We start from the raw sequence: 14,074 nt of genomic DNA, 5'->3' as shown, positions 1-14,074 counted from the left end.
AGGCCGGACCATCCGGAGATGCCCCCGAGGAGGCCGGACCATCCGGAGATGCCCCCGAGGAGGCCGGACCATCCGGAGATGCCCCCGAGGAGGCCGGACCATCCGGAGATGCCCCCGAGGAGGCCGGGTGATCGGAAGACACGCCAGAGGAGGCCGGGGGGTGGGGGGACGCGCCCGAGGAGTGGTGCGGGGAGGCGGCGAGGGCGGCCAGGACCATGTCGGCGCCGGTGCGGACGGCCTCGTACCGCTCGCCCTCGGGGGTGGCCGGCCAGGCGGCCGAAGCGGGCTCGGCCAGCAGGGGGTTGGCGGCGTCCTCCTCGACGTCCGGGGCCCAGTACGCCACCTGCCCGCAGGAGTCGCGGACCTCCCGCAGGAAGCTGGAGGGCTCCAGCGGCCTGGCGGCCGACCCCCAGCGGTACCCGGAGGCGATCAGCAGGTAGTGGGCCCGCGTGACGGCGACGTAGGCCAGCCGCCGCTCCTCCATCAGGTCGCGCTCGCGGCAGCGCTCGTCGAACTCGGCCAGGTCGTCCTTCTCCAGCCCTTCCAGAGCCGGCAGGTCGGCCCGGTCGCCGCGAAGCGGGTAGGGGAGCTTGCGGGGGTTCTCCGTCCACCGGGAGTTGGTCGCCGGCGTCGCCGGGAAGACGCTGCCCTTGGCCAGGCCGCCGCGCTGGGTGGTGAGCTGCGAGAGCCCCGGCACGATGACGACGGGCCACTCAAGCCCCTTGGAGGCGTGGACGGTCATGAGCTTGACGCTGTTGGTCTCGCCCACCCGCCCGGCCTCCAGGCCGAACTCCTCCGACTCGGCCGCCTTGAGGTAGGCGAGGAAGGCACCCAGGGTCGGGTCCTCGGCGTCGCCGGCGAACCGGGAGGCCGCGTCGAGGAAGGCGTCCAGGTCGGCGCGGGCGGCCAGCGGCCCGCCGCCGCGGGATGCCACCTCGACGTCCAGGCCGACCCGCCGCTCGATCTCGGCGATCAGGTCGGGCAGCGGCTGCCCGGCGTGGGCGCGCAGGACGCGCAGCTCGTGCGCCAGGCGCGGCAGCCGCGCGCGGGCGAGCGGGGAGAAGCGTTCGAGCCACTCGGAGCGGTCGGCCAGCTCGTCGAGGGCGTCGACCAGGCTGCCGCGCTCCTCGCGCATGTCGACGACGACCTGTTCGAGCGGGTCGTCGGCCGCCGGCCCGCGGCGGGTGGCCATGGTCAGCTCTCTGGCCAGGTCGCCGAGGACCTTCAGGTCGGCGGGGCCGATGCGCCAGCGCGGCCCGGCGAGCAGGCGGACGAGCGCGTCGCCCGCCGTCGGCTCGTACAGGACGCGGAGCGTCGCCACCAGGTCGGCCACCTCGGGGACGGTGAGCAGGCCGCCGAGCCCGACGACCTCGACCGGGATGTCGCGCGCCTCAAGGGCCCGGCGCAGCGCGGGGAACTGGGCCCGCTTGCGCGCCAGGACCGCGACGTCCTGCGGCTGCAGGGCCATGGCCCCGCCCCACGTGCCGCCCGGCTTGAGCTTGTCGCGTAGCTTGTCGCGTTCACCCTCGCCCCACGGCAGGCCGTCCGGGGCGATCTCCCTGCCCAGCATGCGGGCCACGCCGTCGGCGACCCACGCCGCCTCGTCCTCGGCGGTGTCGTGGAAGGCGCACACCACCCGCCCGCGGGCGACGCGGTTGCCGCCGGGGACCAGGACGGGCACCTCGCGGGCCTCGGCGCGCAGCGGGCCCTGCACGCGGGCGGCGACGTCGAGCACCCGCTCGCCGTTGCGGAAGCTGACCGAGAGCCTGCGCACGGGGGCGGGCCGGCCGGTCGCCGTCGGGAAGTCGTGGACGAACCGTTTGAGGTTGCCGGAGGAGGCGCCGCGCCAGCCGTAGATCGACTGGCAGGGGTCGCCCACGGCGGTCACCGGGTGGCCGCCGCCGAACAGGGCGCGCAGCAGGACGAGCTGGGCGTGGCTGGTGTCCTGGTACTCGTCCAGCAGGACCACCGAGAACCTGCCCCGCTCGATCATGCCGACATCGGGGTGGCGGTCGGCGATGCGGGCCGCGAGCGCCATCTGGTCGCCGTAGTCGATGACCTCGCGCCGGCGCTTCTCGCGCTCGTACGCCTCGACCAGGGGCAGGAACTGCTCGCGGATGTCCTGCGTGCGGACCGGCCGGCGCTGGGACAGGGTGGGGCGGCCGGTGAGCCGGGCGTAACGCTCGTCCAGCCAGTGGCCGATCTCGCGGACCTCCGCCGGGGAGCGCAGGTGCTCCGACAGCTCGCCGGCCAGATCGAGGACCGCGGCGGTGACCGAGGGCGGGGCGAGGTCGACGCGGTCCATCGGGCCGTCGTACCGGCCGACCACCCGGGCCGCCATCTGCCAGGAGACGGCCGGGCTGACCAGGCGCATGGTCGGCTCCATCGCCTCGCGCAGCGCATGGTCGGTGACCAGCCGCGCGGCGTAGGCGTGGTAGGTCGAGACGGTCGGCTCGGCCTCCAGCAGCTCGGCCGGGGCCAGGCCGACCTCGGCCAGGCGGGAGAGCCGCTTGCGCACGCGGGCGGCCAGCTCGGCGGCGGCCTTGCGGGTGAAGGTGAGGCCGAGGACGTGTTCGGGGTGGACCAGCCCGTTGGCGACCAGCCAGACCACCCGGCCGGCCATGGTCTCGCTCTTGCCCGACCCGGCGCCGGCGACGACGACGGTCGGTTCGAGCGGCGCCTCGATGACGGAGGCCTGCTCGGGCGTGGGCGGCGGGATGCCGAGCTTCTCGGCCAGCTCGGCCGGGCTGATCAGCGCGGGCCTGGTGTCGTCCGGCCCGGCCGCAGGTGATGAGGACGGGCGCGGAGAGGGGTCGGGAGGGGGCGTCAGCACACCTGGCCTCCGCCGTCGTTGACGGGGCAGCTGGCCTTGGCGGCGCAGGTTCGGCACCCGTCGTTGACCGTGGCGGTGAACACCCCGGAGGCCATGCCGGTGGCGACGGTGCTGACCAGCGTCTTGGCCCAGCCGGGGTCGGGGTCGTCGCCGAGCGCGCCCTGCCGCTGCTCCTTGGCCTCCTTGCCCGCGGCCTTGCCGACCTGGACGAGCGCGGCGCCGCCCGGCTCGGTCATGCCGTGGCGCTCGAACGCCCCGAGCAGCGTGGCGAGCTGGTAGACGCCGAGCTGGGGGTGGCGGTCGAGGTCCTGGTCGGACGGCTTGGTGGTGCCGGTCTTGATGTCGATGATCACGGCCCGGCCCTCGCCGTCGCGTTCGACGCGGTCGACCCGGCCGCGGATGTGCACGCCGTCGGACAGCTCGGCGGTGAAGGCCTCCTCGACCGCGACCAGCTCGCGGGGGTTCTGCTCGTGCCAGGCGAGGAAGCGGGCGACCATCTGCTCGGCGACCTGGCGCTGCTTGCGGTTGAACCACACCCCGCCGAAGTCGAGGTCGCCCCAGACCTCGTCCAGCCGCTTGCCCAGGGTGTCGCCCTCCTGCCCGGCGACGGCGAGAACGGCGATGGCGTGGATGACGCTGCCGAGGCTGCGGGACATGTCGGTGCCCGAGGCGCCCACGGCCGTCTCGAGCAGCCAGCGCAGCCCGCACTTGGTGAAGTTCTCCACCGCGGACGGGGAGACCCGGACGACGTTTTCCGGCCAGCTCAGCGGACGGTCGTCCGAGAGCGGGGTGAGCGCGTACCACTCGTCGGGGTGGGCTCCCGGGACGCCCGCCCGCGCCAGGCGGGCCAGGTGGGCGGCGGCGGCGCGGCGCATCGGCTCGGGCCTGCCGGGGTCGCACACGGCGGCCCGCAGGTCGGCGACCAGGGCGGACATGCTGAGCCAGCGGGCGCGGTCGTCGACGGCGGCCTCCTCGACGGCCCCGGGCAGCAGCTCGGTGAGGAACCGCGAGGGCCGCTCGTCGGTGTCCTCGCCGCCGACGGCGGTGACGACCAGCCGGCGGCGGGCCCGGGTGGCGGCCACGTAGAACAGCCGGCGCTCCTCGGCCAGCAGCTTGGAGGCCAGAGCGGCCCCGGCGGCGTCGGCGCCGTCGAGCGCGGAGCCGCCGGCCCGCTCGACCATCTCCTGGACGCCGAGCAGCGACCCGCGCAGGCGCAGGTCGGGCCAGACGCCCTCCTGCACGCCGGCGACGACCACGATGTCCCACTCGAGGCCCTTGGAGCGGTGGGCGGTCAGGACGCGGACGGCCTCGCCGTCGGGCGCGTGCTCGGCCAGGGTGTCTCCGGGGATCTCCTGGGAGGACAGGTCGTCCAAAAAGACCTCGGGCCCGGCGTGCGGGAGGCGGTCGACGAACCGCGCGGCCTGGTCGAACAGCGCCACCACGGCGTCGAGGTCGCGGTCGGCCTGGGCGCCCCGCGCGCCACCGGCCATGCTGGCCTCGGTCCAGGCGTCGCCCAGCCCGGACGCCTGCCAGACCGCCCACAGAGCCTCCTCGGCGGTGTCGCCGCGCTGGACCGCCTCGCGGGCGACGGCGATCAGCCGGGCGACGCGCTCGGCGCAGGCGGCGACGTGGTCTTCGACCGGGACCAGCTCGCGGACGTCGCGCAGGGCCGCCACCAGCAACTCGTCGGACGAGCGCGGGGGCGGCTGCGGCGTGCCGTCGTCCGCGGAGGCCGCCGCGAGCTCGGCGGCCCTCAGCGCGCGGCGCAGGCGCCGCACGCCGATGGCGTCGGTGCCGCCGACCGGGCCGGTCAGCAGGTCTTCGGCCGTCGCGACGTCGAGCGCGGAGCGGTGGAGCGCCACGCGCAGCAGGGTGACCAGCGGCCGGACGCCGGACTGCTGGACCAGCGGCGCCTCGTCGCCGGCCACCACGACCGGCACTCCGGCGGTGAGCAGCGCGCGGCGCAGCATGGGCACCTGCCGGCTCGCCGAGCGCACCAGGACGGCCATGCGGCTCCAGGGCACCCCTTCGAGGAGGTGGGCGCGGCGTAGGGTGTCGGCCACCACGGCGGCCTCCTGGCTCTCGCTGTCGGCCAGCAGCACCCGGACCTCGCCAGGGTCGGCGCCCTCGGGGGTGGTGAGCTCGCGATGGCCGTCACCGCGCGAGCGCGCGGGCGAGGAAGGCGGCTCGGCGCCGGGGACGGCGGGCGGGGCCGGCAGGCGGGCGGCGACGCGGCGCGAGGCGGCGAGCAGATCGGGACCGCTCCTGCGGCACACCCGCAGCGCGATGACCGGCGCCTCGCGGCCCTCGGTGGTGCGGAACCGATCGGGGAAGCCGAGGATGCCGCGCACGTCGGCGCCGCGGAAGCCGTAGATGGACTGGTCGGGGTCGCCCACGGCGACCAGGTCGCGGCCGTCGCCGGCCAGGCGCCGCAGCAGGAACTCCTGCGCGGGGTCGGTGTCCTGGTACTCGTCCACGAACACGACGTCGTAGGCCGCGCGCTCGCGCCGCCGCACCTCCACGTCGTTCAGCAGGCCGGCGGCGGCGCGGATCAGCTCGGCGTAGTCGAGGGCGGGGGTGGGGTCCAGGTCGAAGCGGTCGGCGTACCGGTAGGCGAACCGGCCGGCCGCCGCCCAGTCGGGCCGGCCGTGCTCGCGGCCGAGGACGACCAGGTCGTCGCCGTCCAGGCCGCGTTCGGCGGCACGGGCGAGGAAGTCGCGCAGCTCTTCGGCGAACCCGCGCGTCTTGAGCGCCTCGCGCATGCCGGGGGGCCACTGCGCCGCGCCGTCCTCCAGCTCGCCGTGCAGCAGGCGGCGGACCTCCAGGAGCTGTTCGGGGCCGGTCAGCAGCCGGGGGGGCGGGTCGCCCGCGAGCACGGCCTCGCGGCGCAGCAGGGCGTAGGCGTAGCTGTGGAAGGTGAGCGCGAGCGGCGTTCTCGTGGTGCGGCGCATGCGCGCGGTGATACGCTCGCGCAGCTCTTCGGCGGCCTTGCGGCTGAAGGTGAGGACGAGCACCCGCTCGGGGTCGGTGCCGCGCCGCTCGACGCGGTCGACGACGCTCTCGACGATCGTGGTGGTCTTGCCGGTGCCGGGGCCCGCGAGCACGAGCAGCGGGCCGCCCTGGTGGCGCACGACCGCTCGCTGGTGCTCGTCGAGAGCAGGAGGCATCGCCTGCCCCGCGCTTCCCCGCCGCACCAGCCGGTACGTCTGACCACTCACAGCACGCTATTCCACCAGACCACAGGTGTAGATCGTGCCGACTCGAGCGGTACGGTGCCCGATCCGGCCGCCGACCTGGGTGACAGGTCACGATATCGAGGCATTCTCCGCATCGCCGATCCGACACGCCGACCGCGCCGGTCATTCGTTGGCCCTGCGGGTTGGCACGCGTTTGGACCTGTTGACCCGGCCCTTCCGTTGCCAGGCTGACCGGACCGAAACCGTTCAGGAAAAGCGCCGACCGGCCGGACCCCGCGGGGCACCCGACCGGCCACGCGGAAAGGAGCGCGGTGGCCATGGGACCGCGGAAGCAGAACGGCCGGCCGCCCGGCGGCGTGCGGGCGGCGGCCGGCCGGTGGGGCCGGGCGCGGGGCGCGGCGGGCGCCGCGACGGCGATGTTCTGCGTCGGGACGCTGACCGCGGTGTCCCCGGCGTTGCACCACTACCCCGTCTACGGCGGCCAGGCCCTGCGCTACGCGCTGGGCGGGCTGGTGCTGCTGGCGGTCATGCGGGCGCGCGGGCTGCCCCACCTGCGGCTGACCGGCAGGGAGATGGGGCTGATCACGTTGCTGGCCGTCGTCGGGCTGGCCGTCTTCAACGTCCTGGTCATCGAGTCCACCCGGCACGCCGACCCCGCGACCGTGGGGACGGTCGTCGCGACCGTGCCGGTCGTCCTCGCCCTCGCCGGGCCGCTCATGGAGCGGCGACGGCCCACCCCGCACCTGGTGGCGGCGGCCGCGATCGTGGCGGGCGGCGCCGGGGTGGCCACCGGGCTCGGCGGGGGCACGCCCCTCGGCGTCGTGCTGGCTCTGGGCGTGCTCGCGTGCGAGGTGGGGTTCTCGCTGCTCGCCGTCCCCCTGCTGGCGCGCCTGGGCGCGGTGCGCGTCTCGGCGTACGCGACGATCGCGGCGGTGCCGCTGCTGCTGGTGGCGGGCGTGGTGGTGGACGGACGGGCGGCGCTGCGCGTTCCCACGGCGGGCGAGGCGACGGCGCTGGTCTACCTGGCGGTCGTGGTGACCGCGTTCGCGTTCTTCTGCTGGTACGACGCGCTGCCCCGCCTCGGGGCCGAGCGCGCGGGGCTGTTCTCCGGTTTCCTGCCGGTCGGGGCCATCGTCGGGACCGTCGTCCTCGGCACCGGCCGGCCCAACGGCGCCGAGATCGCGGGCGCGGCGCTGGTCGTCGCCGGCCTGGTGTTCGGGCTGCGCCCGCGCCGCCGCCGCCCGGAGGCGGCCCCGCCGCCCGAGCCGGGCGGCGATGGTGTAGTCCTGAGCGGGAGGCCCTGTGCCGGCCAGGAAGGAGCACCTCGGTGACAGATACGGCAGCCGTGGCGAGCCCGGTGGACTTCACCGTCCACGGGGACTACGGCCTGAAGAAGTCCACCAGCGCGACCGGCGCGTTCACCCGCCCGCCGTACAGCTTCCGCGACCGCGTGAGCGCCGACGGCGGCGGCGGGTACCCGGCCGAGCCGGGTCGCTACCACCTCTACGTGTCGCTGGCCTGCCCCTGGGCGCACCGGTCGGTCATCGTACGGGCGCTGAAGGGGCTGGAGGACGTCGTGTCGATGTCGGTCGTGGACCCGGTCCGCGACGGGCGCGGCTGGGCGTTCCGCGAGGGCCCCGGCCACACGGCCGACCCGGTCAACGGGTTCACCCTGCTGCGCGAGGCGTACGAGGCGAGCGATCCGGGGTACGACGGGCACGTGTCGGTCCCCGTGCTGTGGGACCGCCAGAGCGGGCGCATCGTCAGCAACAACTTCCCCGACATCTCGATCGACCTCGGCACCCAGTTCGAGCGGTGGGCCGACACCTCCGTCGACCTCTACCCCGCCGACCTGCGGCCGCAGATCGACGAGCTGAACGACCGGGTGTACGCCACCGTCAACAACGGGGTGTACCGCTGCGGCTTCGCCACCGGCCAGCAGCCCTACGACGAGGCGGTCCAGGCCCTGTTCGCGACCCTGGACGAGCTGGAGGAGCGCCTCGCCTCCGGCCGGTACCTGTTCGGCGACCGGCTGACCGAGGCGGACGTGCGGCTGTGGGTGACGCTGGTGCGTTTCGACGCGGTGTACGTCACCCACTTCAAGGCCAACCTGCGCCGCCTGGTCGACTACCCGAACCTGTGGGCGTACGCCCGCGATCTCTACCAGCGCCCGGCCTTCGGCGGGACGACCGACTTCGACCACATCAAGCGGCACTACTACCAGACCCACCCTCAGATCAACCCGTCCCGCATCGTCCCGGCCGGTCCGCTGACCGACTGGACCGCCCCGCACGGCCGCGGCTGACCGAGCCGCCCGTCCCCCGACCCCCGGCCCCTGACCACCCGGCCCTCCACCACCCGGCCCGCGATCAGCCGGCCGAAGAGTGGCGCGCTGTTCCCGCGTGCTCTCCACCCGGATAAGAGCCACTTCAGAGCATTTTTCCGTACATGTACGGATGTACCTACGGATGTTCAAGCCTCACGCGCGCACCTAGCGTCTCGGGCGCGGGCCGGTTCGCTCCCGGCCCGGGACGCGAGAACAGGAGCGCCCTGACGTGACATTCCCGCCCCTCCCGCCGTAGCCGTCGCTCCCGCCATGGGAGATGTTCTCCGGCGGATGGCGCGGCCAGACCCCCCGCCCATACCGCTCCGTCCGCCGGGCTCGCCATTCATTTCTCTCATCACCCCCCAATCCCACCTGTCATGCCGCCGGGCTACCCCCCTGCGGTGCGACGGCCGTGCCCGCCCGACCGGCGACCGGCGCAGGTGGGAGGCAGAGAAAGGAAGAATGCGCATGAGGCGCAGAGCTCTACTGGCCGCCGTGGCCTGCGTGGCCACGGTCGCCGTGGTGGCACCCGCCACCCCCGCGGGCGCCAAGCCCTCGCCCGGGGCCAAGAAAGAGGTCAACTCCTCCGTCGCCGCGGCCGAGCGCGCCGCCGCGGACCCGTCGCAGCGTGCCGCGGCCGCCGCGGACCAGGCCGTGGCCAGCGGCCTCGACGACCTCCGGCTGAGCCTGAACGAGGTCTACAAGCGCACCAACGTGACCGCCGGCGCGGGCGGCGTCTACTCCGTCGCCTACGAGCGCTCCTACAAGGGCCTTCCGGTGGTCGGCGGCGACGCGGTCGTGATCGCCGACTCCTCGGGACGGGTGCGCGACACCGCGGCCGCCTCCGCCGCCATGCCCACCGGCCTGTCGACCACGCCTGCGGTGAGCGCGGAGAGCGCCACCGCGACCGCCAAGACCAAGCTGGAGCGGGTGGACGACAGCGCCGCCCCACGCCTGGTGATGCTCGCCTGGGGCAAGAAGCCGCGCCTGACGTGGGAGGCGACGGTCTCCGGCATCGCCGCCGGCAAGCCGAGCATCCAGCACGTCTTCGTCGACGCCGCCACCGGCGAGATCGCCGACTCCTACGACGACGTGCGCGCGGGTACGGGCACCGGCTACTACTACGGCAGCGTCACGATCAACACCAGCGGCTCGGGCAGCTCGTACTCGATGACCGACTCCACCCGCAGCGGCCTGCGCTGCGGCGGGCAGAACGGCTCGGCGTACACCGGCACCGACGACGCCTGGGGCAACGGCTCGGGGACGAACCTGGAGACCGCCTGCGTCGACGCCCTGTACGGCGTCCAGCGCGAGTGGGACATGCTGGGCTCGTGGCTCGGCCGCAACGGCATCAACGGCAGCGGCGGCGGCTTCCCGACCCGCGTGGGCCTGAACGACGTCAACGCCTACTGGAACGGCAGCTACACCAACTTCGGGCACTCGCAGGACGGCGCCCGCCAGGCCACGCCGATCGACGTGGTGTCCCACGAGTTCGGCCACGCGATCTTCCAGACCACCCCCGGCGGCGCCGGCTCGGGCAACGAGAACGGCGGCATCAACGAGTCCACCGGCGACATCTTCGGCTCGCTCACCGAGGCCTACGCCAACAATCCCAACGACCCGCCGGACTACCAGGTCGGCGAGGAGGTCGACCTCGTCGGGGACGGGCCGATCAGGTACATGTACAACCCGTCGCTCGCCGGCGACCCCAACTGCTGGTCGTCCTCGATCCCGAGCACCGAGGTGCACTCGGCGGCCGGCCCGCTCAACCACTGGTTCTACCTGCTGGCCGAGGGCTCCGCGCCGGGCGGCGGCAAGCCGAACAGCCCGATCTGCTCCAGCGGCCCCTCCTCGGTGACCGGTCTCGGCATCCAGAAGGCCGGCAAGATCTACATGGGCGCCCTGCAGCGCAAGACGTCGAGCTGGCGGTACGCCAACATCCGCTCGGCCTCCCTCGCGGCGGCCGTGGAGCTGTACGGCGCGACGAGCACGGAGTGCGCGACCACCAAGGCGGCGTGGAACTCGATCAACGTGCCCGCGCAGTCCGGTGAGCCGTCCTGCACCCCCAGTTCCAGCAACGACTTCTCGCTGGCGCTGAGCCCGACCGCGGGTTCGGTGGCCCCGGGCTCGTCGGCCACTTCGACGGTCGCCACGGCGACCACCGCGGGCAGCGCGCAGACGGTCGCGCTGTCGGCGTCCGGCCTGCCCTCCGGCGCGAGCGCGAGCTTCAGCCCGTCCTCGGTCACCTCGGGCTCGTCGTCCACGCTGACCATCTCCACCAGTAGCTCGACCCCGGCCGGCACCTACAGCGTGACGATCACCGGAACCGGGACGGGCGCCACCCACACCGCGGTGTACTCGCTGACCGTGACGGGCACCTCCGGCACCCGCACGTTCACCAACGGCACCGACTACACCATCAACGACGGATCCACGGTCACCAGCCCGGTCACCTCGACCGCCAGCGGGAACGCGGTGTCCCCGGTGCAGGTCAGCGTGACCATCAACCACCCCTGCGCGTACGACCTGGGCATCCGGCTGCGCGGGCCGAGCGGGACCTACTACACGCTGAAGTCCAGCGGCAGCGGAAGCTGCGCGTCCTTCGGCACCCGTACCTACTCGGTCGCCGTGAGCCAGGTGGCGGCGGGCCAGTGGGCGCTGGAGGTCAGCGACAACTACCTCCTCGACACCGGCTACCTGGACAGCTGGACCATCACCGTCTAGGCCGGCTCACTTCGAGGCCCCCGGGATCGCACCTGGTCCCGGGGGCTTCTCCCTGCCCGGCGCCTGCGCGTCTGCGGCCTGGACGGCTCGGTCAGACGGGCAGAGTGACCTCGGTCCTGGAGCGGACGCCGAGCTTGCGCAGCACGGTGGCGACGTGGCTCTCGACCGTGCGCCTGGACAGGAACAGCACGTCCGCGATCTCCCGGTTGGTGCGGCCGAGCGCGACCAGCCGGGCCACCTCCCGCTCGCGCTGCGACAGCGCGCCGGCGCCGTTGCGCAGCGGCCGGTTGGCGCGCGGACGGGGAAGGTGGATCTCCACGCCGATGTCGCGCAGCACGCGCCGGCACCGGGCGGCGTCGTGGGTGGCGCCCATCTCGCCGTACCGCTCGGCCAGTTCGGTGAAGGCCGCTGCGGCGCCGCCGTCGCCGAGGGCGAGCCTGGCCCTCGCCTCCCCCTCGCCGGCCCGCGCCGCCGCGTACGGCTGCGGCATGGCCGTGTAGGCCTCGCGGGCCTGCGCGTAGCGGGCGGCGGCGTCGGCGTGCCGGCGTTCGGCGGCGGCCAGGGCGCCGCGTGCCACCTCCAGCGCGGCGTCGGCGTTGGGCGCGATGCGCCCGGCGATGCCGCGGGCGTACTCGGCGACCAGGTCGGCGGCCCGGCCCGTCCGCCCGCCCCAGACCATGGCCGCGACGGCCGAGGGCACCAGGCCGGCGCCCCACACCCAGACCCCCTTGCGGCGCAGCAGGCCCACCGCCCGTTCGGCCTCGGCGACCGCGCGGTCGAGCGCGCCGCGGGCCAGGTGCAGCTCGATCATCCCGCCGGCGGCGGCCAGCACGATGGGGACGTACCGCGCCTCGGGCGCGTCGAGGCCGGCGCTGTGGAAGTGCTTGGTCGCCTCGTCCCACTCTCCGGTGGCCACGGCGAGCCAGCCCAGCACCAGCCACAGGTCCACCACGATGAGCGGCGTCTCGGTCGCCAGCTCCCCGAGGGCGGCCGCGCGGTCGCGCAGGCCCTCCCAGCGGCCGGTCAGCCACTCTCTGCGGATGGTCGAGACGTCCAGCAGGTAGGCGGGGTACTTCGCGCCGGTCTCCGCGGCCAGCCGCCGCCCCTCCCGGCCGAACCTCTCGGCGGCGGCGTAGTGGCCGAGCGTCGTCGCCGAGTCGTGCAGGTTGCAGTACGCGCGGGCGGCCTCGCGGCGGACCGCCGTCGATGGGTCGCCGGAGGGCAGCGTCGCCGCCACGGCGAAGGCGCGGGGCGAGCCGATGATCATCTCCAGGGAGGCCCGGTTGGCCAGGACGGCCGCGGTCAGCTCGGGGTCGTCGGCGGTCGCCACGAGCGCCTCGGCACGCTCCATCCACTCCTGGTGCTTGGCCAGCGGCTCGACGCCCCACCCCGGCATGGCCAAGCTGGCCCAGCCGCGGGCGGCCAGGGTCGGCCGGTGGCTCAGCTCGGCGCAGGCCGCCATGATCTCGGGACGGCCCGCCGCGGTGTCGCCCGCCTGGTTGGACAGCACGACCCCCAGGCTCAGCCGGGCCTCGGCGCGCAGGTCGCGGGACAGGAAGTCGTCCCGCAGCACGTGGCGCAGCAGCCGCACCACCCGCTGGTGGGACAGGCCGGTCGCCGCGAAGCGGCCGAGCATCAGGGCGAGCGGGCCGCGTTCGGGCGCGGGCAGGCCGGGGTCGTCCAGCATGCCCTCGATGACCTCGACCGCCACGGCGGTGTCGCCGAGGGCGGCGGCCTGCTGGGCGGCGGCGGTGCCGTGGCGCAGCCACGCCTCGGTGTCGCCGGCGTGCCGCGCGTGGAAGGCCAGCTGCACCATGGGCGGGGAGTCCATCGCCAGCAGCGCGCCCATCGCCCGTTCGTGCCCGGACCTGCGCTCCGGCCCGGGGATCGCGTCGTACACCGCCTGCTGGGCCAGCGCGTGGCGGAAGCCGTACCGGCCGCCCGCGTGCTCGTGCAGGACCCCGGCCCGCAGCGCCTCGCCGAGCCCGGCCGAGGTGCCGCCGACGGCCGTGAGTAACTGCTCGCCCGCGGGGAGCCGCAGCAGCGCCGCCGCCTGCACCGCGCCGACGGCCGCCGCCGACAGCCCGGCCATGCGGTCGGCCATGGCCTCGCGCAGCAGCAGCGGCACGGCGACGCGGTCGAGCGCGTCCGGGTCCAGCGCGCCGGGCAGGGACCGCACGACCTCCTCCACGACGAACGGGATGCCGGCCGTGCGCTCATGCAGCCGCTCGACGAACCGGGACGACAGGTCGGACCGGTCGAGCAGCGCCCCGGCCAGGCTCGCCACGTCCGAGACGTCCAGCGGGGCGAGCGGCACCACGACGCTGGTGGTGTCGGGCTGGTGGCGGTAGGCGCGGCCGAGGGGCGAGCGGCCCGCGCCCTGGTCCTCGCGCCGATAGGTGGCCACGAGGGCGACCCCGGCGGGCGGCTGGTCGGCCAGGAAGCGCAGCAGATCGCGGGTGCCGTCGTCGGCCCAGTGGAGGTCCTCGATGACCAGGACGGCGGGCGCGACGGCGGCCAGCAGGGCGCGGATGGCGCGGAACACCCGGTGCCGCTCGGCCCGGGGGTCCTCGAGCGGGGGCGGTGACGGCGGCAGCGCGCCGGACAGCTCGGGCAGGTAACCGCGCAGGGCGCCGGTCACCGGGTTGAGCGCCCCAGGCTCGGGGAGCCGGCCGGCGATGTCGCGCAGCGCCTCGAACACCGGGCCGTAGGGAAAGGGCTCGCGGATCTGGTGGCAGTGGCCGAGCAGGACGACCCGGTCGCCCGAGGCCAGACGGCCGAGCGCGGCGCGGACCAGACGCGTCTTGCCGATGCCGGCCTCGCCCTCGACGAGGACCACGGCCGGCGGGCGGGTCATCGCGTCGATCAGAGCCCGCAACTCGGAGGCGCGGCCTACCAGTGCGGGCGCGGGCACGCCGCTCATCCACTGCTCCAAGGTACGGGTTGCATGACCCCCCGGGTCAGTTATCCACGTACCGTCGGTCAAGGTCAACC

The 14,074-nt window shown here is 74.9% G+C and carries 6 protein-coding genes; 3 read left to right on the top strand and 3 right to left on the bottom strand.

Going from position 1 to position 14,074, the window contains the following annotated elements; all coding sequences use genetic code 11:
* Both ABZT47_RS13990 and ABZT47_RS13985 read right to left on the bottom strand, forming a co-directional pair.
* Nucleotides 1–2,755 (bottom strand): UvrD-helicase domain-containing protein (locus tag ABZT47_RS13990; RefSeq protein WP_354840644.1); only part of this gene is annotated, 2,755 nt, incomplete at its 3' end.
* Between the two features lie 71 nt (nucleotides 2,756–2,826).
* On the bottom strand, nucleotides 2,827–6,000 hold the full coding sequence (locus ABZT47_RS13985) for an ATP-dependent DNA helicase (protein ID WP_354840642.1): 3,174 nt from the start codon (nucleotides 5,998–6,000) through the stop codon (nucleotides 2,827–2,829).
* A 347-nt stretch (nucleotides 6,001–6,347) separates the two neighbouring features.
* Between ABZT47_RS13985 and ABZT47_RS13980 the strand changes: the two genes are divergently transcribed.
* The 3 genes from ABZT47_RS13980 (at nucleotide 6,348) to ABZT47_RS13970 (ending at nucleotide 11,080) form a co-directional block, all read left to right on the top strand.
* Nucleotides 6,348–7,361, top strand: a complete 1,014-nt coding sequence (locus ABZT47_RS13980; RefSeq protein ID WP_354840519.1) for a DMT family transporter — start codon at nucleotides 6,348–6,350, stop codon at nucleotides 7,359–7,361.
* Nucleotides 7,358–8,335: a glutathione S-transferase family protein gene (locus ABZT47_RS13975; protein ID WP_354840516.1), complete on the top strand. Its 978-nt coding sequence runs from the start codon at nucleotides 7,358–7,360 to the stop codon at nucleotides 8,333–8,335. Before ABZT47_RS13980 ends, ABZT47_RS13975 begins: the two co-directional genes overlap by 4 nt.
* Nucleotides 8,336–8,824: 489 nt before the next feature.
* Complete coding sequence (locus tag ABZT47_RS13970; protein ID WP_354840513.1) at nucleotides 8,825–11,080, top strand: M4 family metallopeptidase; 2,256 nt, start codon at nucleotides 8,825–8,827, stop codon at nucleotides 11,078–11,080.
* Nucleotides 11,081–11,171: 91 nt separating this feature from the next.
* Here ABZT47_RS13970 and ABZT47_RS13965 read toward each other — a convergent pair whose 3' ends face one another.
* Nucleotides 11,172–14,003, bottom strand: a complete 2,832-nt coding sequence (locus tag ABZT47_RS13965; RefSeq protein WP_354840510.1) for an AAA family ATPase — start codon at nucleotides 14,001–14,003, stop codon at nucleotides 11,172–11,174.
* Nucleotides 14,004–14,074: the final 71 nt, after the last annotated feature.

Source organism: Sphaerisporangium sp. NPDC005289, from assembly GCF_040607455.1.
Taxonomy (GTDB): Bacteria; Actinomycetota; Actinomycetes; order Streptosporangiales; family Streptosporangiaceae; genus Sphaerisporangium; species Sphaerisporangium rhizosphaerae.
This window is presented reverse-complemented; position numbering and strand designations above follow the sequence as displayed.